12 protein-coding genes are annotated in these 19,020 nt (G+C 73.1%); 9 read left to right on the forward strand and 3 right to left on the reverse strand.

Going from position 1 to position 19,020, the window contains the following annotated elements; genetic code table 11:
* Positions 1 to 18 precede the first annotated feature (18 nt).
* The 4 genes from lanKC (at position 19) to ACMCNN_RS17555 (ending at position 6,753) form a co-directional block, all read left to right on the forward strand.
* Complete coding sequence (lanKC, locus tag ACMCNN_RS17540; RefSeq protein ID WP_412741577.1) at positions 19 to 2,589, forward strand: class III lanthionine synthetase LanKC; 2,571 nt, start codon at positions 19 to 21, stop codon at positions 2,587 to 2,589.
* A gap of 189 nt (positions 2,590 to 2,778) precedes the next feature.
* A complete protein-coding gene (locus ACMCNN_RS17545) occupies positions 2,779 to 4,524 on the forward strand; it encodes an ABC transporter ATP-binding protein (protein ID WP_412741578.1) in 1,746 nt (581 codons plus the stop codon).
* Positions 4,525 to 4,552: 28 nt separating this feature from the next.
* Complete coding sequence (locus ACMCNN_RS17550; protein WP_412741579.1) at positions 4,553 to 5,728, forward strand: cytochrome P450; 1,176 nt, start codon at positions 4,553 to 4,555, stop codon at positions 5,726 to 5,728.
* Positions 5,725 to 6,753: a radical SAM protein gene (locus tag ACMCNN_RS17555; protein WP_412741580.1), complete on the forward strand. Its 1,029-nt coding sequence runs from the start codon at positions 5,725 to 5,727 to the stop codon at positions 6,751 to 6,753. The genes ACMCNN_RS17550 and ACMCNN_RS17555 overlap by 4 nt, the downstream gene beginning before the upstream one ends.
* A gap of 10 nt (positions 6,754 to 6,763) precedes the next feature.
* Here ACMCNN_RS17555 and ACMCNN_RS17560 read toward each other — a convergent pair whose 3' ends face one another.
* The 3 genes from ACMCNN_RS17560 to ACMCNN_RS17570 all read right to left on the reverse strand — a co-directional run bounded on the left by ACMCNN_RS17560 (position 6,764) and on the right by ACMCNN_RS17570 (position 13,370).
* Positions 6,764 to 9,553 carry an ATP-binding protein gene (locus ACMCNN_RS17560; RefSeq protein ID WP_412741581.1) on the reverse strand — a complete coding sequence of 930 codons (2,790 nt, stop codon included), beginning with the start codon at positions 9,551 to 9,553 and terminating at the stop codon, positions 6,764 to 6,766.
* A gap of 73 nt (positions 9,554 to 9,626) precedes the next feature.
* Positions 9,627 to 11,834 carry an ATP-binding protein gene (locus tag ACMCNN_RS17565; RefSeq protein ID WP_412741582.1) on the reverse strand — a complete coding sequence of 736 codons (2,208 nt, stop codon included), beginning with the start codon at positions 11,832 to 11,834 and terminating at the stop codon, positions 9,627 to 9,629.
* Positions 11,835 to 11,858: 24 nt separating this feature from the next.
* Positions 11,859 to 13,370, reverse strand: a complete 1,512-nt coding sequence (locus ACMCNN_RS17570) for a PLP-dependent aminotransferase family protein (protein ID WP_412747203.1) — start codon at positions 13,368 to 13,370, stop codon at positions 11,859 to 11,861.
* A gap of 292 nt (positions 13,371 to 13,662) precedes the next feature.
* Between ACMCNN_RS17570 and ACMCNN_RS17575 the strand changes: the two genes are divergently transcribed.
* The 5 genes from ACMCNN_RS17575 to ACMCNN_RS17595 all read left to right on the forward strand — a co-directional run bounded on the left by ACMCNN_RS17575 (position 13,663) and on the right by ACMCNN_RS17595 (position 19,011).
* Entirely contained in the window at positions 13,663 to 15,114 is a 1,452-nt protein-coding gene (locus tag ACMCNN_RS17575) for an anthranilate synthase component I family protein (RefSeq protein ID WP_412741583.1), read from the forward strand.
* Complete coding sequence (locus tag ACMCNN_RS17580; RefSeq protein ID WP_412741584.1) at positions 15,111 to 15,695, forward strand: anthranilate synthase component II; 585 nt, start codon at positions 15,111 to 15,113, stop codon at positions 15,693 to 15,695. Before ACMCNN_RS17575 ends, ACMCNN_RS17580 begins: the two co-directional genes overlap by 4 nt.
* 111 nt (positions 15,696 to 15,806) lie before the next feature.
* Complete coding sequence (locus ACMCNN_RS17585; protein ID WP_412741585.1) at positions 15,807 to 16,580, forward strand: B3/4 domain-containing protein; 774 nt, start codon at positions 15,807 to 15,809, stop codon at positions 16,578 to 16,580.
* Positions 16,577 to 17,800 (forward strand): ATP-grasp domain-containing protein, encoded by a 1,224-nt coding sequence (locus ACMCNN_RS17590; protein WP_412741586.1) that lies wholly within the window; start codon positions 16,577 to 16,579, stop codon positions 17,798 to 17,800. The genes ACMCNN_RS17585 and ACMCNN_RS17590 overlap by 4 nt, the downstream gene beginning before the upstream one ends.
* Positions 17,797 to 19,011, forward strand: a complete 1,215-nt coding sequence (locus tag ACMCNN_RS17595) for an MFS transporter (RefSeq protein ID WP_412741587.1) — start codon at positions 17,797 to 17,799, stop codon at positions 19,009 to 19,011. Before ACMCNN_RS17590 ends, ACMCNN_RS17595 begins: the two co-directional genes overlap by 4 nt.
* Positions 19,012 to 19,020 lie beyond the last annotated feature (9 nt).

Genomic DNA, 19,020 nt, shown 5'->3' on the forward strand with positions numbered 1-19,020 from the left:
ACCGAGGAGGAACTGTCCGTGCAGGACGCGATCCCGCAGTTGCTCGACTACTGCCAGGCCGATCCCGACTTCTTCGAGACACCCGCGCGCATGCGCGACACCGACAGCCGGTTCGCGACCGCCGACCGGGCCCTGCCCGACGGCTGGCACGCCCGTGAGCAGGACCTGTGGGTCGTGCTGGAGCCGCCCGGCGCCGAACTGCCGGAGCAGGGCTGGAAGGTCCACGTCAGCGCGACGCCGGACACCGCGGGCGCGGTGTGCGACACGGTCGTCGACTACTGCCTGCGCCACGGCATCGCCGTGAAGTTCCTGCGCAGCCGGGCCGCGGTGCAACTGCTCAACTCCAAGCACGTGGCGCGGGGCGCCAGCGGCAAGCTGCTCGCGCTGTACCCGCGCGACGAGGAACAGCTCGCCCGGACCCTGCCGGACCTGGCCGGGATGTTGCGCGGCCACACCGGCCCCTACATCCTCAGCGACCTGCGCTACGAGGACTCCCCTGTGTACGTGCGCTACGGCGCCTTCCAGGCGATGACCTGTCCGGGCCCGAACGGTGAGCCGGTGTACGCGATCCGGGAACCCGGCGGACGGCTGGTCCCCGACGACAGGTCCCCCCGGTTCACGATTCCGTCGTGGGTGACACCACCACCGGTGCTGCACGAGTCGCTGGCCCGGCGCGCGGCGGGCGGCGCCGAGCAGTTCCCGTACCGGATCGAACGGCCGCTGCACTTCTCCAACGGCGGCGGGATCTACCTGGCGACGCCGCAGGACGGCGACGGTCACGTGGTGTTACGGGAGGCGCGCCCGTACGCGGGTCTGGACGGCAACGGCCTGGACGCGGTGGCCCGCCTCGCGGTCGAACGCACCATGCTGGCCCGACTCGACGGGCTGGACTGCGTGCCGCGCCTGCTCGGCCACTTCGTGGTGTGGGAGCACGAGTTCCTGGTCGAGGAGTACATCGAGGGCCAGACCCTGATGGCGGAGGTCTTCGACCGCTACCCACTGGTCGGGCCGGACGCGACGCCCGAGGCGCGGTCCGCCTACGTCCGGTGGGCGACGGACATGCTGGCCCGCGTCGACCACGCGCTGTCGGCCGTGCACGCCAGGGGCGTCCGCTTCGGCGACCTGCACCCGGCCAACATCATGGTCCGGCCGGACGGCCGTGTCGTCCTGGTCGACTTCGAGATCGCCGGTGACCTCGACGACACCGGCCAGCCGGGGCTGGCCGCGCCGGGATTCGAGGCACCGGCGGGCCTCACCGGCCGGGCCGCCGACGCCTACGTCCTGGACTGCCTGCGCCAGTGGATGTTCCTGCCGATCAGCCCGCTGACCGAGCGCGACCCGGTGAAGCTGGCCAGCCTCACCGAGGACATCACCGAGGAGTTCGCCGTACCGAAGGCGTTCGGGGCGCGGCTGGTGCGCCGGTTCACCGCCGCCCACGGTCCGCTCGGCGACGACGGGCCGGCCCGGCTGCTGGGCGCCGAGGAGCCGGATTGGCCCCGGATCCGTGACTCGATCGTGCGGGGCATCCTGGCCAGTGCGACACCGGAGCGTACGGACCGGCTCTTCCCCGGCGACCCGCAGCAGTTCGCCACCGGCGGTTTCCCTGTGGCATACGGCGCGGCCGGGGTGCTGTGGGCCCTGCACCAGGCCGGCGCCGAGGTGCCGGCGGAGCTGATGGACTGGCTCGCCGCCGCCGCGGCCCGCGCCACCGATCCCCGGCCCGGCCTGCTCGACGGGCTGCACGGCGCCGCGGTCGTCCTGGACGTGCTGGGCCGCCCCGACGCCGCGCGCGAGGTGTGCGACCGGGCCCGGAAGCTCGACCTCGCCACCCCCGGTGTCCACGGTGGGCTCGCGGGCGCCGGTTTCTCCCTGCTGCACTTCGCCGACTCCTGCGGCGACGAGGCGCTGCTGTCGGAGGCGGTGGACGTGGGGCACCGGCTCGGCGACATGCTGACCGGCGAAGTCCCGTTCCGCCGCGTGGGCCTGCAGCACGGGCTGACCGGCGTCGCCCTGTACCTGCTCGACCTGCACCGCCGGACCGGCGATCCGCGCATGCTGGAGCTGGCCGCCGAGGCGCTGCGCCGCGAGGTCGCGCAGGGCCGGTTCCTGCCCGACGGCACGTTCCAGCTACTCGAAGCGAACCGGTACCTCACCTACCTGGGTACGGGCAGCAGCGGCCTGGCCCTGGTGCTGGCCCGCTACCTCGCCCACGCCGACGCCGACCGGGCCGCCCGCGACGGCTTTCCCGCGGCGATCGACGGCGTCCGTACGGCCTGCCGCGCCGTGTTCGTGCGCCACCCGTTCCTGTTCGAGGGCCGGGCCGGCACCATCGCCGCGCTCCGCCTGCTCGCGGTGCCCGAGGACCGCCCGCTGATCCGGGCCCACGTGCGCCGCCTCGGCTGGCACGCCCTGTCCCACCGGGGACAGCTGGCGTTCCCCGGCAACCAGTTGCTGCGGCTGTCCATGGATCTGGCCACCGGCGGGGCCGGGATCCTGGCCGCCCTGGGTGTCGCGTTCGGACCGAACGCGGCCATCATCCCCGCTCTCGATCTGCGGTCGCCCGCGTTCGAGGCGGACGAGAGGAGGTGAACACCATGGCATTCGTTCTCGACCTGCAGAGCCTGGAGGCTGAGTCGACGCTGGCGGCACACCCGTGCTACAGCCACGTCACGTCGTACAAGGGCACCTGCAACTAAGCCCCAGCACGGGTGCCGGGGGATCCAGCCGGTCCCCCGGCACCCGGCCGGGACCAGAACACGATCGTGAGGAAACGTGGACGTGTCTACGCCACCCAGCGCGCCGGCCTGGCGGGTCCTGCTGGGTCACCTTCGCCCGTGCGGCCGCGAACTCGCCGCCGGCGGCGTCCTGGGACTGCTCAGCGGGGCCGCCGGGCTGGCGCTGCCGCTGGTCGTCGCGCGGCTCGTCGACGACCTGGGCGCCGGCCGCCCGGTGACCACGCCCCTGCTGCTGATGGGCCTGCTCGTCGTCGTGTCGGCGGTGCTGGCGCCGCTCGGCGAGTACCTGCTGCGCCGCGCCGGGGAAACCGTCGTGCGTACCGCGCGGCGCAGGCTGATCGCGCATCTGCTGCGGCTGCGGATCACCGCCCTGGACGCGGCGGAACCCGGCGACCTGATGTCGCGGGTCACCGCGGACACCGTGCTGCTGCGCCAGCTCGCCACGGACTCGCTGGTCGGTGCGGTGACCGGCGGGGCGCTGCTGATCGCCACGGCCACCGTCATGGCCGTACTCGATCCGGTGTTGTTCGCGGTCACGGCCGCGATGCTGGCGCTGGCGCTGGTCGTGATCCGGGTCGTGATGCCGAAGGTCAACCGGGCCAGCGGGGACACCCAGGAACACGTGGGCCGGATGGGTGCCGCGCTGGAGCGGGCGCTCGGCGCGCTGCGCACGGTGAAGGCGTCCGGCGCCGAACACCGCGAGGAGGCGGCGATCGGCGCGGCCGCCGACGACACGTGGCGGGCCAGCGTACGCGCGGCGAAATGGCTGGCGATCGGCGGCAGCGTCGCCGAGAGCACCATCCAGCTGGCGTTCTTCGTCGTGCTGATCGTCGGCGGGGCGCGGGTCGCCTCCGGGGCGATCGAGGTGGGCGGCCTGATCGCGTTCCTCATGTACGTCTACTACCTGGTGCCGTCCGTGCACTCGCTGGTCGGTGCGGTCAGCCAGTACCAGATCGGTGCGGCGGCGATCTCCCGGATCCGGCAGGCCGAACAGTTGCCCGCCGAGCCGGCCGGGCCACCGGCGCCGCTGCCCGCGCCGGGTGCGCAACCCGCGGCCGTCGAGTTCGACGGCGTGCATTTCCGCTACTCGCCCGAGCTGACGCCGGTGCACGGGGGCCTGACGTTCCGCGTCCCGGCCGGTGGCACCACCGCGTTCGTGGGACTGTCCGGGGCCGGCAAGACCACGCTGTTCTCGCTCATCGAACGGTTCTACGAGCCCACCGCCGGGCGGATCCTGCTCGACGGCGCCGACGTACGCACCCTGCCGCTGGCCGCGCTGCGCGCCGCGATCGGGTACGTGGAGCAGGACTCCCCCGTGCTGTCCGGCACGCTGCGGGACAACCTGCTGTTCGGCCAGCCCGACGCCACCGACGACGACCTGCGGGAGGTCCTGCGTACCACCCGGCTGACCGACCTGGTGGCGCGCCTGCCGCAGGGGCTCGACACCGCGGTCGGGCACCGCGGCGTGAAGTTGTCCGGCGGTGAACGGCAGCGGGTCGCGATCGCCCGCAGCCTGCTGCGCCGGCCCCGCCTGCTGCTGCTGGACGAGGCGACCTCCCAGCTGGACGCGGCGAACGAGGCGGCGCTGCGCGACACCGTGGCCGACGTCGCCCGCTCCACGACGGTGCTCGTCGTGGCGCACCGGCTGTCCACGGTCACCCTGGCCGACCGGATCTTCGTCATCGACGGCGGCACCGTCCGCGCGGCGGGCAACCACAGCGACCTGGTCGGCACCGACCCGCTGTACGCCGAGCTGGCCGCCACGCAGTTCCTGGCCCCCGCATCCTGACGTATTCGTACCCGCACGAGGAGTTCCCATGGCGACCCCGCCCGACACCGCCGCCCCCACCGGTCCGCCGCTGTTCCCCGCCGGGGCGCTGCGCGATCACCAGCGACTCGCGGAGATGCGCGCGTCCGGCGCGGCGCACGCTGTCGACTTCGGCGGGTGGGAGCACGGCTGGCTGCTGACCGGCTACGACGCGACCGTCGGCGCCCTGGTCGACCCGCGGCTGCGCGGGGTGCCGCCGCAGGCCCGCGCGCCGCAGGGCGGATCGGGCGAGCTGCTCGACGAGGAGGACCTGTTCTTCCTGCCCGACCCGCAGCATGAGCGGCTGCGCCGCCTGATCGGCGGGCGGCTCACCCCGCGCCGGGTGGCCGAGCTGGCCCCGCGCATCCAGCACGAGATCGACACGCTGCTGGACGGCCTGCCGCCGGGCGAGCCCGTGGACTTCGTCACGGAGTTCGCGGTCCCGCTGCCCGTGGCCGTGCTCTGCGAACTGCTGGGCGTCCCGCCGGACGGCCGCCGGTACGTCGGCGACTACATGCTCGGCTGGCTCGCGGAGTCGGGCGCGGGCGTCCCGGTGACGGAGTCCGCCGGGGTCGCTCTGGCCGGGTACCTGACCGCGCTGATCGCCGAACGGCGCGCCCGGCCCCGGACGGATCTGATCAGTGCGATGACCTCCGTCGGCACCGACGACGACATCCTGTCCGCCGTACGGTTGCTGCTCATCGCCGGTCACCACCCGGTCACCCGGCTGCTCGGCGGCGGCCTGGAGGTGCTGCTGCGCCATCGGAGTCTCTGGACGCGGCTGGCGGCCGAGCCCGAGTTGTCGCGGACCACCGTGGAGGAACTGCTGCGACTGATCACGCCAGCGATGCTGGCGACACGCTACTCGCAGGCGGGGGCGGAGCTGAACGGCGAGCCGCTGGCGGAGGGCACCCCCGTGCACTGCGCGCTGGTCGCCGCGAACCGCGACCCGGGCCCGTTCCCGGCGCCTGACACGTTCGACCCGGACCGGCCGGCCCACCCGCACCTGGCCTTCGGCCTGGGGCACAAGCACTGCCTCGGGGCCGCGCTGGCCCGCAGCCAGATGCGGATGGTCATCGACACGATGGCGGCGCGGTTCCCCCGGATGGCGCTCACGTCGACGCCGGCGGGCGCCCCGGACGGGCACCCGTTCGTCGTCCTGGACCCGACGGCGGCGGGCGAGTGAACGCCGCGATCCCGGACCAGCCGCTCGAAATCATCTGGGACATCACGTACGCCTGCCCGCTGCGCTGCGTGCACTGCTACTCGGAGTCGGGCCGCCGCCCGGCCCGCCAGCTCGACCTGCCCGACCTGTTGCGGGTGGCCGACGCGCTCATCGCGATGCGGCCGCTGGGGATCTCCCTGGCCGGCGGTGAGCCGCTGCTGGTGCCCGGCCTGTTCGACGTCGTCGAGCGGTTCACCGCGGCCGGGATCAAGGTGGCCCTGTTCACGGGTGGCTGGTCGGTGTCGGAGGAGCTGGCGGAGCAGTTGCTGCGCCGGTTCTTCCGGGTGAGCGTCAGCGTCGACGGCGCCACCGGCGCGGCGCACGACCGGATCCGCGGGCGCCGCGGCTCCTTCGACCGGGCGATGCAGACACTCGCCCGCCTCGACGCGGCCGCCGCCTCGGTGCCCGGCGCGGTGTTCGGCATCGACAGTGTCGTCGTCCGCAGCACCGTCGACGAACTCGACGAGTTCTGCACCCGGATCGCGCCGCGGTTCCCCGCACTGTCGTTCCTGTCCTTCGGCGCCGTGGTGCCGGAAGGGCTGGCCAGCCGTCCCGGTTTCGCCGCACACGAACTGCTCACCGAGGCGCAGACGCGGCTGATGGGCAGCCCGGAGCAGGCCGAGCGGCTGCAGGAGCTGGCGCCGGGCACGGTGCACGTCACCGTGACCGACAACCTGTCCCTGCAGATGCATCCCGAGCACATCCGCAGCGGCAAGTTCTTCCCCGCCATGCAGATCGAGCCGGACGGCGCCGTCCGGGCGATGCCCGCGTACGAGGGCACGGTGGGCAACATCCTCACCGACCCGCCGGCCGAGCTGTGGCGCCGCTCCATCGACCGGTGGCACCACCCGTACGTCGTCGAGACGCTCACGCCGGTGCGCACGATGGCGGACTGGGCAGAGGCCACCCGGAAGATCGACTACCGGTTCGGCTCCGACGCGGTCCGCGCCCGGCTCGACCGTCGCCCGGATTTCGCGGTCCCGTGAGCACGGCGGCTCACGGCTGTCCGGACACGACGCGGGCCAGCTCCGTCCTCGATCGCACGCCGAGCTTGGGATAGATGCGGTGCAGGTGCGACTCGACCGTGCGCGGGCTCAGGAACAGCGCCGCCGCCACCTCGTCGTTGGTCCGTCCCCGGGCGACCAGATCCGCCACCCGCTGCTCGGCCGGGGTCAGCCCGGTCGACGACGACGGCCGCAGCCCGAGCGCCTGCAACTCGGCGGCGGCCCGCGCGGCCCACGGCACCGCACCCAGGCGGGTGAAGGACACCTGCGCCGCGGTCAGCGCCTGCCGGGCCGCGCGCCGCTCCCGCCGGCGCCGCAACACGATGCCCTGGACCAGCTGGCCGCGGGCGAGTTCCAGGGCCAGCGGACCGGCCGCGCAGGCACCGACGGCGGCCTGCGCCGCGGCCGCGGCCGCGTCCAGGTCACCGACCGCCAGCGCGACCAGCGCCCGGCTGCGGGCGGCCATCCCCACCAGATACGGGTACGGCGACCGCGCCGCCCGTTCCCCCAGGTCCGCCGTCAGCCCGGTGGCCCGCTCGACGTCGCCGAGCAGCAGCGCGGCCTCCACCTGGTCGGCGAAGAAGGTGTACCGGGCCGGTTCCCGCATCCCCATCTCCGCGACCAGGTGCGCGGCCCGGGTGAGGTACGCGTCGGCGGCCTCGGCGGCGCCGCGGGACAGCTCCACGTAGCCGAGCACGGACAGGTGCAGGGCGGCCGCCACGGCGTCGGGCAGTTCCTCGGCGAGCGCCAGCCCCTCCCTGGCGGCGGCCACCGCGTCGTCGGGTGCCCACCGGATCGCCGCGACCAGCGCCGTGGCGTACAGGGTCTGGCCGCGCCACCGGCGCTGACCGGTCTGGTCGTTGGTGACCGCCATCTCGGCCACGTAGCGGGCCGCCAGGTCGAGGTTGCCGAGCCAGCATTCGATCTCGACGAGGTGCAGCAGCGCGTGCGGGACCGCCGGTTCGTCACCGATCTCGTACGCCCGCTCGTACTTGGTCAGCCAGCCGGCCCGGCCGCGGTGGATGTCGAAGCTCTTGGCCCAGAGGTGGAACATCGAGCGGGCCCACTCCACCTCCCACGAGAAGTCCCGTTCGGGCAGCATCGCCCAGCCCGCTTCGAGGTTCCCGACGTCGATGCCCCGGCCCGCCAGGAAGCCGAAGTACTCCCCGGCGATCGTCGCGCAGGCGCGCAGTTCGGCGCCGGCGCTCGCCGGTAGCAGGCGCTGCGACTGCCGCGCGGCGTTCACCCGCAGGTCGGTGTCGTAGTCCGCGAACCAGGAGACCCGCAGGTGCAGCATGCCGGTGAGCAGCGGGTCGCCGACGGCCTCGGGGATCGCCCGGCGCAGCGCCGCGACCGCGTCCCGCGGGCTGCCCTGGTAGAACAGGATCGACCCCAGCCACAGCAGTGCCCGGGCCCGCGCGTGCCCCGCGGGCAGTTCGGCGACGGCACGGTCCAGCACGTCGCGGGCGCCGTCCGCGTCACCGGCCGAGAACAGGCACTCCGCCCCCGACACCGCCCACTCGGACGCCCGCGGATCGCCCGGGGTGGTGCGATGCACGGCGAGGCGCCACAGCTCGGCGGCCATGGCCGGTGCGCCGCGCGCCTGCGTCTGGCGGGCCGCCTCGGCCAGCACGGTGGCGACCCCGGCGTCCGGGCCGTCGCCGGCCAGGGCGAGGTGCCATGCCCGCTGGTCGAGGTCGGTGACGACGCCGGCCAGCCGGGCGTGCACCGCCCGGCGCCGCTCGGTCGCGGCGGACGAGTACACAGCGGACGCGTACAGGGGATGGGTGAAGCCGACCCGCCCGTCGCGGACCTCGACCATGCCGCTCTCCTCGGCCGCCGCCAGCCCCGGCGTCACCGACCCCGGCAGCTCCAGCGCGGCGCGGATCATCGCCGTGGTCGGATGGCGCAGCGCCGCGGCGATCAGCAGCGTCTCCCGGCTCTGTTCGGGCATCCCGGCCACCGTGGCGGCCACCGCGCCGGTCACCGTGGTCGGTACCGGGAGCCGGGCCGTCGGGTCCGGCCATCCCGCGCGGGCGACCGTCCGGGCCAGTTCCAGCGCGAACAGCGGGTTGCCCGCGCTCGCCCCGGCCAGCCGCAACAGGTCGGGTTTGGCGGGCCGCAGGACGGTCCGCGCCCGGATCAGGCGGTACAGCTCGGCCGGGCTCAGCGGGCCCAGTGCCACCCGTCGCACCCGGTCGGCGTCGACCGACGCGTCGAGCCACGCGGGCGACGGCCGGGCACCGGCGCCGGACGTACGCATGGTGGCGAGCAGTCCCACCGGCTCCCGGCCGATCCGCCGGACCACGAACCGGAGAGCGTCGGCGGTGGCCGGATCACACCATTGGGCGTCGTCGACGGCCAGCACCACCGGCCCGGCCGCGGCGAGCAGGCGGACCACGGTCAGCGTGGCCAGGTTGACCGCCCGCGGGTCGGGTGGCGCACCGTCCGGGGCGGCCCGCAGCAGGGCCGCATCGAGCGCCCGCCGCTGCGGCGCGGGAAGCCCACCGAGCACCGCGTCGGGAACCGCGCCGACCAGGTCGGTGAGGCCCGCGAACGACAGGTTGGACTCCCGCTCCCCCATCCGGCACACCAGCAGCCGGACACCCCGCTGGCGCAGGCGGCGCAGCGCGTGCTGCCACAGCGCCGTCTTTCCGATGCCGGGTTCGCCCTCCAGCAGCAGCACGAGCGGCCGGGCCGGGTCGCCCTCTGCCAACTGGTCCGCGGCGAGATCGAGGGCCGCGAGCTCCGCCTCTCTGCCCACCAGGCGCTCGTCAGACACGTGGCCTCCACAGTGTCCACGCTGGGAGACATCTCGACACGACGGCACAGTACGGGCCCGGCGCAAGACCCCGTCAACCCCGCCGCGGGCCCGTGGCTTCGAGTACCCTGCCGACGTTGCTGAGCAGTTCGACGGCGGTGAAGGGCTTGTACAGGATGCGGGTCTCCGCGGTGGACGCGCTGCTCGGCACCACCACGGGGTCGCTCTGCCCGGTAATGAACAGCACCGGAAGGTCGGGGTGCCGGGCGTGCACCTGGTCGGCGACCGCCGGGCCGGAACGGTCGGGCAGCATCATGTCGGTGATCAGAAGGTCCACGTCGTCGAGGTCCATGCGCAGCGCGGTGTTGGCGTCGCGGACCGCGGTGGTGCGGTAGCCGTTGCGGGTCAGGATGCGGGCCACGACGTCGCGTACGGTGTCCTCGTCCTCGACCACCAGGACCCGCTCGCCGTTTCCCTCTCCCCGGGCAGGGGTCGGCGTGGGTTGCCCGTCGGGCTCGGGCTGCTCGGCGACGAGGGGCAGCAGGATCCGGAAGGTGGTGCCGACGCCGGGGGTGGAGTCCACGGTGATGGTGCCGTCGGCGTCCAGGACGATGCCGTAGACCATGGCGAGGCCGAGGCCGGTGCCCTTCTGGGACGGCTTGGTGGTGAAGAACGGCTCGAACAACCGGTCCCGGACCTCGGCGCTCATGCCGACGCCGGTGTCGCTGACGGTCAGCCGGGCGTAGTGCCCGGCGGGCAGCGGCATGACCGCGCCCTCGGCCAGTTCCACGAGGTCGGTCTTGACCTCGATGATGCCTCCGTCGGGCATCGCGTCGCGGGCGTTGATCACGAGGTTGAGCAGGATCTGGCCGAGCCGCCCACGGTCGGTGTGCACGGGCAGGGTGCCGTCGTACATCGTGAAACTCAGGGTGATGGTGGCGCCCATGGTCCGGGCGAGCAGGTCCTTGGCGCCCGTGACGGCCGAGTTGAGGTCGACGTTCCCGGCGTGGGTCGATTCGCGCTTGGCGAACAGCAGCAGCTGGCTGGTCAGGGCCCGGCCCCGCTCGGCGGCGTCACGGATCCGGGCCAGGTCCCCCGCCACCTGTTCACCGGTCTCCTCGGCGACGAATTCGGCGCAGTTGAGAATGATGGCCAGCAGGTTGTTGAAGTCGTGCGCGACGCCTCCGGCGAGCTGGCCGAGGCTCTCCAGCCGGGCGGTCCGCGCCGCGTGTTCCTTGTTGAGTTGCTCCTCGGCCTGGCGTTGCATGCGGGCGGTGACGTCGTTCTCGGTGACGGCGGCGCCGACGACCACACCGATCTCGTCCCGGATCGGCACGATGGTGGTCGACACTCTGATCTGGCTGCCGTCCTTGCGCAGGCGCGGGGCGCCCTCGATGTGGAGTTGACGCCCTGCGGCCACCTCGCTGAGCGTGACGCGGATCAGGTGCTGCCGGCTCGGCAACATGAAGATCGTCGGGTCGCGGCCGATGGCCTCGTCAGGGGTGAAGCCGTAGATGCGCTCGGCGGCGGTGTTCCACGCCGTGATGGTGCCGTCCAGAGCCATGGCCATCGTCGCCGCGGTGGACTGCTCGACGACGCCGGCCAGCATCGCCTTGTGCCGTGCCACGTTGGCGATGGTTCGGGTGGCCAGCACGGCCAGCGCGACGGCGATCAGCAGGCACACCACACCGACGATCACCAGTACGGTCACTGCCCGGGATCCCGTGCGCGACGCTTCGGCGGCGTCCGCGTCGGCGCCGGCGCGGGCCAGCTCGGCGAGCTGCTGTACGGCGCCGGCGGCGGTGCCGAACAATTGCATCTCCGCACCGGCGACCAGATCGTTGGCCACCGCGATCCGGGCGGGATCGCCCGACCGGTACGCGGCCACGATCTGCGCGTCGAGTTCCATGAACCGGTCGAAGGCGCCCTGGGCGACGGCCAGCTGCCGCCGTTGCGCCGCGGTCAGCGGATGCGTGCCGATCCGGGCCAGATCCTGCCGGAACGCCGCCGTCGAGGCCAGGAACAGCCGCCGCTGGGCGCCGTCGTCGGCGGTGGCGCCCGGCACTCCCCGGACCGCGTCGAACGCGTACGCGGTCTGCCAGCCGTTGAAGTCGGCGGAACGGAACTGGGCAGTGAACGCGTCGCGTTGCAGCGCAGCCGACTCGGCGGCCCGCCGGTCCGCCCTGCCCTCCGCGCGGACGCTGCTCATGGCGACGCCGATCATGATGATCACCATCAGCGCCGCGAGCGCGAAGGCACCGCCGAGCCGCGCGCCACCACGGACCCGACGCAACGTGGGCATGTCTCGGTCTTCCTACGGGACGTGTCAGGCATCGACGACGCCACGCGTGCAGGCGTCGAGGGCCGGTCTGCGATGTTTCCACCGTATCGGCATCCCACCGCCGCCACGGCATATATCACGGTATGCCCTGCCGAGTGCCTCCATGGCCCGGGACAGGCCGGGACGGTGCACTGTCGCGTAGCTGACGACGACGGCGCCCGGCCGGTCCCCGCGGCGGACCCGGTAGTACTGGCCGCCGTGCACGAGCACGGACCGGGCCTGCGCGGCCCGGACCAGCGCCGCCTCGTCGCACCCGGCGGGCAGCTCCAGGTAGGTCTGCAGACCGCTGTCGGCGCCGAGGGGCCGCACACCGGGCAGCACCCGCAGGGCGTCGTCCAGGACCTGCTCGCGCCGCTTGCGCATCTCATCGCGGACGCGGCGCAGGTGCCGGTCGAACGCGCCGGACTCCAGGAACCGGGCGAACGCGAGCTGTTCCAGCCCGGAGTATCCGAAGTCCCGGCTGGACCTGACGAATTCGAGCCCGGGCATCAGCGGGTACGGCACCACCAGCCAGCCCAGGCGCAGCGCCGGTGCCAGGACCTTGCTGGCGCTGCCGGCGTAGACCACCCGGTCGGGGGCCAGGCTCTGCAGTGCCGGGGCCCGGTCGGCGGCGGCCACGTAGGCGCTCTCGAAGTCGTCCTCGATGACGAAGCCGTCGACGCGGTGCGCCCATTCGACCAGCTCGGCCTTGCGGTGGGCGGCCAGCGGCACGCCGGTCGGGAACTGGCAGGCCGGGGTGACCACCACCGCCCGGGCGCCCGTGCGGTACAGCTCGTCGACGACGATCCCGTCGGCGTCGACTCCGACGCTCACGGGCCGCAGCCCGGCGCGGGACATGAACTGGCGCTCGCCGGGATGGCCCGGATCCTCCACGGCCACCAGCTCGTGGCCGCGTTCGCGCAGCACCGTGCAGAGCAGCGCGAGACCCTGCGCGAACCCGGCCGTCATCATGACCTTGTCCGGGCGGGCCCGCACGCCGCGCACCCGGCTGAGGTAGGCGGCGGCCGCCTGCCGGACGGCGGGCAGGCCGGCGGGGGCGGCGTATCCCAGCTCGCGCGGGCCCGCGGCGCTGATCACCGCGGTCACGCAGCGCAGCCACTCCTGCCGGGGGAAGGCCGACGCGTCGCACCCGCCGGTGCGCAGGTCCCACCGGGCGGTGACCGGTCGCTGCGGCGTCGCGAGCACCGAGTCCTGCGGCGGGCGCACCGAGGGCGCGACGGAGGTCCCGGAGCCGCGCCGGGCGACCAGGTACCCCTCGGCGATCAACTGCTCGTACGCCTCCACCACCACGCTGCGTGAGACACCGAGGTCGATGCCGAGCCGCCGGCTGGAGGGCAACCGGGTCTCCGGTTGCAGCATGTCCTCTTCGATCATTCGCCGTATCGCGTCGCGGGTCTGCTGGGCGATCGGGACCCGGGATTGCCGATCAATCGATATCTCTAGATGCCTGCTCAATTGGTCTAGTCCCCCGTTGATGAAGTGGTATGGACACCACACCCGCCGCGTTGGTCTGATGTTTCGCAACGCGAGCCGACGATGTGTCTCGCCCCATCCGGCAACACGGTATCGAGGCTGGTGACAGTCCTGTGTGGAGCGTCATTGTGACGCTTGCGACAAGCCGTGTTATCGAAGCTCATCGCTGTGCTCGGCGCCGGCCCGGACATTTCGAGGATGGACTGACCAGACGACCGGTTGCGGAATGGCACCGGAAATGCTGCACACACGGGGGTACGTCGCAATGCCTGATCAGAAGCGAAACGTCCTATTAGCCGAAACGGTTCCGATTACGGTGCACGCCGTTCCGATAGCACCCGTCGATCCGCTCGCGCTCTACGCGACGCTCGCCGGCGAGCGGCCCACCGACGATCTGTATCTGCTGGAGAGCCTCGACGGCCCGGACTCCGACCGCCACGGCGCGATGCTCGGCTGGGACCGCCTCGCCGAGCTGCGGTTCGTCGGCGACCGGCTGGAGCTGCACGGGCACGGCCCACTCTGCACCGCCCTCGCCGCCGTCACCGACGCGGTGCTCGGCGTCCGCCTCGGCAGCTCCGACGGCGTGACCACCTGGCACGTGGCCGGCCCGGACCGGGTCTGGCCGGCGGTGCGCGCACTGTCCGGTGCGTTCGCCATCGAGACCGACGTGCCGGTCGGCGCGTTCGCGTTCGGCTTCCTGACGACGTTCGCGTACGAGGCGGCGTGGGACATGGACACGCTGCCCGCCAATCCGGCCGCGGACCGGGTCGCCCGGCTCACCCTGACGCTGTTCCGCAACACGGTCTGGTGGGACCTGGACACCGGCACCGTCCACCAGCTGGTCAGCTCCGGCCCACTGCTGGAACCCGGACAGTCGTTGGTAACGGACGTGCCGGTGGATGCGGGCGGGCCCACGCCCGCCGCCCCGGCGCCGCACTGGGTCCGCGACAGTGTGGACTCCGAGACGTTCCAGGCGCGCGTCAAGGAATGCCTCGGCTACATCGAGATCGGCGACAGCTACCAGATCCAGATCGGCCACCGCATCGAGGTGGCCACCGACCTCGCCCCGCTGGACGTGTATCGGCGGCTACGGGAACGCAGCCCCTCGCCGTACATGTATCTGCTGCCCCGGGCCGGCCAGACCGTGATCGGCGCGAGCCCCGAGCTGTTCCTGAAGATCCAGGACGGCGCGGTGGTCATGCGGCCCATCGCCGGCACCGTCCCGCGCGCCGCCGACCCGGAGGACGACCGCGCCCGCGTCGCCGAGCTGGTCGGCAGCGACAAGGAGCGCGCCGAGCACGTCATGCTGGTCGACCTGTGCCGCAACGACATCGGCCGGGTCTGCGTGCCGGGCACGCTGAGCGTGGACTCGATGATGCAGGCCGAACCGTTCGCGTACGTGCACCACCTGGTGTCCACGGTGTCGGGGCGGCTGGAGGACGGCGTCGACGTCTGGGACGCGGTGTGCGCGGCCTTCCCGGCCGGCACCATGACGGGCGCGCCGAAGCTGCGCGCCATGGAGATCATCCAGTCCATCGAGGACAGCGCGCGCGGCATCTACGCGGGCGCGCTCGGCCTGCTCGACCCCCGCGGGTACGCGATCTTCGCGCTGTGCATCCGCACCGCGGTGCGCGACGGGCGGGTGTATCACACGCAGGCCTCCGCGGGCGTCGTCGCCGACTCGACGCCCGCCGGTGAGTGGCGCGAGACGCTGGCCAAGATGAGCGCGGCCTACTGGGCGCTGACCGGAAGCGAGCTGCTGCCATGAGGGTCCTGCTGGTCGACGCGTACGACAGCTTCACGCACATCATCTACCAGTACCTGCGGACACTGGGTGCGCAGACCATCGTCGTGCGCTCCCGCACCCGTACCCCGGACGAGATGGCCGCGCTCGCACCCGACGCCGTGCTGCTGGGCCCGGGGCCCGGCCACCCCGCCGACTCGGGGCACGTCGAACTCGTGCACCGCTTCGCGGGTGAGGTGCCGCTGCTCGGCGTCTGCCTCGGTCATCAGGCGATCGGCCTGGCGTTCGGCGGTGTCACCGCGGTCGCGTCCCATCTGATGCACGGCAAGACCAGCGTCGTCGACCACGACGGCCGCGGGGTCTTCGCGGGTTCGCCGCGGCCGCTGACCGTCACCCGCTACCACTCGCTGATCGTCAGCGACGTGCCGCCGGAGCTGGAGGTCACCGCGGTCGCACGCGACGACGGCTACGTGATGGGCCTGCGCCACCGCTCGCTGGCCGTCGAGGGGGTGCAGTTCCACCCCGAGAGCGTCATGACCGAGCACGGGGCGCGCCTGTTCGACAACTTCCTGCGCGGTGCCGCCCGCCCAGCGCCGGTGTCCTGACCGCCGGGCCGGCACCCGATTGGCCTCACCCAACGGCACGACATTGGTCGCCGCGCGGGCCCGCCCGCGGACATACGGTGCGGCGCACAACGTCACACCCTGAGGAGTCCCATGCCACAGCTCACCGACCCCGGCGGTATCCGGGTCACCATCGACGACCGCGTGTCCGAGCGCGTACCCGGCTATGTGCTCGGCCTGATCGCGGTGCCCGCGCTCGACGTGCCCCGCGACCACCCGGCGGTCGAGCGGCTGCTCACCGCGGCCGAAGACGCCGTGCAGGCGCGGGGGCTGGACAAGGCCGGTGTCGCCGCGCTGCCCGGCGTCGCGGCATGGCGGGACGCGTACCGGGCCGTCGGGCTGAACCCGAACCGGTTCCCGTGCGCCGCCGAGGCGATCGCCCGGCGGGTCGCCAAGGGCGACCGGCTGCCCCGGATCAACGCGCTGGTGGACCTCTGCAACGCGGTCTCGCTGGCCACCAGCCTGCCGGTCGCCAGCTGCGCCGTCGGCTCCGTCGCGAAGGAGCTGACGGTCCGCCCGGCCGACGGTACGGAGGCGTTCCTGCCGCTCGGCCGGCCGGACGCCCCCGAGCACCCGGAACCCGGCGAGGTGATCTACGCCGACGGCGCCGGACGAGCCCACTCCCGGCGCTGGAACTGGCGGCAGAGCCACGTCGTGGCCACCGGCACCGGGCCGCAGCGGCTGCTGCTCACCGTGGAGGCGGCGGACCCGGCCGGCGCGGCCCGGCTCGACGCGGCCCTGGACCGGCTCGGCGACGCCCTGGCGGCGCTGGGTGACCCACCGGCACACCGGCTGCGGCTCGACCGCACCGTCCGCACCGGATCACCGTTCGCCGCCGAGACCGTCACCGCGGGGAGGCCGTCATGACGCGTGCCGTCGTCATCGTCTACCGGCCGCAGGCCGGACGGTACGCCGCCCAGTTCGCCAGCGTCGTCGCGGCGGCGCGGGAGTACGGCGTCGAGCCGATCGCACTGATCCCCACCGGCTGGGACCCCGCCGACGTCGGTGACGTCCGCAGCTACCACGCCGACCTGGACGACTCCGGGAACGTACGCCGGGTGATGGACACGATCTGCGCCGCGCACCGGGTGGAACGCCTCTTCCCGCTGTTCGAAGGGGACGTGCTGACGGCCAGCCGGTGCCGCCGCGACCACGGCATCCGCGGGCTGAATCCGGAGCAGGCGCTCACCTTCCGCGACAAGAACGTCATGCACCGGCGCGCGGAGGAACTCGGCATCCTGGTGGCCCGCTCCTGCCGGCCGGACACCCTCGGCGCGGTCCAGGAGTTCGCCGCCACCACGGGCTACCCCATCGTGCTCAAGCCGTACGCGGGCTGGGCCTGCGGGCGCACGTTCCGGGTCGACTCCGACGCCGACCTCGAACGGGTGTGGCCGGAGATCGCCGACGACCGGCACGACTACCGGGTCGAGGAGTACGTCGACGGCGTCGAGTACCACGTGGACTCCCTGGTCAGCGGCGGCGGGATCGTCTTCGAGCAGCTGTCGCGGTACACGTACTCGATCCTGCAGTTCCGCGACGAGCCGGGCGGGACGATCTCGCGGCGGCACGACCTGTCCGCGGGCGAGCGGCGCATCCTCTCCCAGAACGCGCGGCTGCTGCGCGGCTTCGGGATGGACACCGGCGTCGCGCACGTCGAGTTCTTCCTGCGCGACGACGGGTCCGTCGTCTTCGGGGAGGCGGCCGCCCGAGCGGGTGGCGGCTCGATCGTGCCGGCGATCCAGGCCGGTCACGGCATCAACCTGGCCGGCGAGTGGTGCCGCCTGGAACTGGACCCGGCGCACCGGCCGGTGAGCCGCAGCGGTCCCGAGGTCGGCACCGAATACCTCTCCTCGTCGCGGGTCGGCCGGATCACCGAGATCACCAGTGCGGAGCAGCTCAAGAGCCTGGATTCGGTGCTCGACGCGGACGTGTGGAAGCGGGTCGGCGACGTGCTGGCACCACCGACCGCCTCGAACGACGTGCTCGGCTGGTTCGTCTGCTCCGGCCGCGACTACGAGGACGTGTTGGCCCGGTTCAAGCTCATCCGGGACACGTTCGTCGTCCGTACCGCAGCGGAGGCGTCATGATCGGCGCATCCCGGGTACGCGAGTTCGCGGCGCTGCCCCGGCCGCTGCGGGTCCTGGTGCTGGCCTGCTTCGTCAACCGGGTGGGCATGTTCGTCTTCCCACTCCTGGCGGTCTACCTCACCGACGCCAAGCACCTGAGCACCGGGCAGGCCGGGGGGCTGATCTCGGTTGGCAGCACGGGGCTGCTGGTGGGCAGCCTGCTGGCGGGGCCGGTCTGCGACCGGGCGGGGCGGCGTCCGGCGCTGCTGGTCAGCCTCGTGCTCAACGCGCTGGGGTACGCGGGCCTCGCCCTCGTCCAGCACTCCCCCTGGCTGTACGCGGTGTTCCTGTTCGTCGCGCTGGTCGGCATGGGGATGTTCGCCCCGGCGGCCAACACCCTCATCGCCGACCTGGCCACGCCGGAGCAGCGGCCGTTCGCCTACACGGTCAACTACATCGCCAACAATCTGGGCATGGGCATCGGCCCGCTGCTGGGCGGCCTCGCCGCTGCCTATTCGTACGCGCTGATGTTCGCGGGCAACATCGCGCTGGGACTGGCCTGCGCCGCCCTGATCGCACTGTGGGTCCCCCGCGACACGCTCCGCCAGGCCCGGGAGCCGGAACGCGCGGACGGCCCGTCCGGGCGGCGCGCCGACACAGACGTGGCCGTGATCGTCCTCGCGTCGCTGTGCTACGTGGCGCCGCTGATCGGCATCGAGTACGCGCTGCCGCTGGCGGTCACCACCGTGCTGCACACGTCCGCCGCGATGATCGGCGTCGTCTACACCATCAACAGCATCGTCGTGGTCTCCGCCGGGCTGCTCATCGAACGCCGGATCAAGACCCACCCGACGCGGGTCCTGCTGATCGTGGCGGGTGTGCTGTGGACCTCGGGTACGGCGCTGATGGCGTTCGCCTTCTCGCTGCCCGCGATCCTGCTGTCCACCGTGGTGTGGACGCTCGGCGAGATCATCGTGTCGGTCGTCATCCCGACGTACATCGCCGACCACGTCGACGGGCGCCGGGTCGGGCGGTTCATGTCGCTCAACGGCTTCGTGCTCAGCTTCGCCCGCCTCGTCGTACCCATCGGCTTCGGCCTGCTCTGGCAGGAGCAGGGCCACGCGCCGGTGTTCCTCGCCCTGTTCCTCGCCCCCGCGCTCGGCATCCTCGCCTACGCGGTGCTGCCGGTGCGCCGCGCCCCGGTAGCCGAACCGCAACCGCAGTACGCCTGACCACCTAGG

Source organism: Krasilnikovia sp. MM14-A1004 (genome assembly GCF_047159485.1).
In the GTDB taxonomy this organism is placed as follows: Bacteria; Actinomycetota; Actinomycetes; order Mycobacteriales; family Micromonosporaceae; genus Actinoplanes.

Bases quoted from the DNA above. Each gene is read 5' to 3' on its own strand.
- ACMCNN_RS17550 (WP_412741579.1), top strand. From the start codon at position 4,553: ATGGCGACCCCGCCCGACACCGCCGCCCCCACCGGTCCGCCGCTGTTC.
- ACMCNN_RS17565 (WP_412741582.1), bottom strand. From the start codon at position 11,834: ATGCCCACGTTGCGTCGGGTCCGTGGTGGCGCGCGGCTCGGCGGTGCC.
- ACMCNN_RS17580 (WP_412741584.1), top strand. From the start codon at position 15,111: ATGAGGGTCCTGCTGGTCGACGCGTACGACAGCTTCACGCACATCATC.
- ACMCNN_RS17585 (WP_412741585.1), top strand. From the start codon at position 15,807: ATGCCACAGCTCACCGACCCCGGCGGTATCCGGGTCACCATCGACGAC.
- ACMCNN_RS17590 (WP_412741586.1), top strand. From the start codon at position 16,577: ATGACGCGTGCCGTCGTCATCGTCTACCGGCCGCAGGCCGGACGGTAC.
- ACMCNN_RS17595 (WP_412741587.1), top strand. From the start codon at position 17,797: ATGATCGGCGCATCCCGGGTACGCGAGTTCGCGGCGCTGCCCCGGCCG.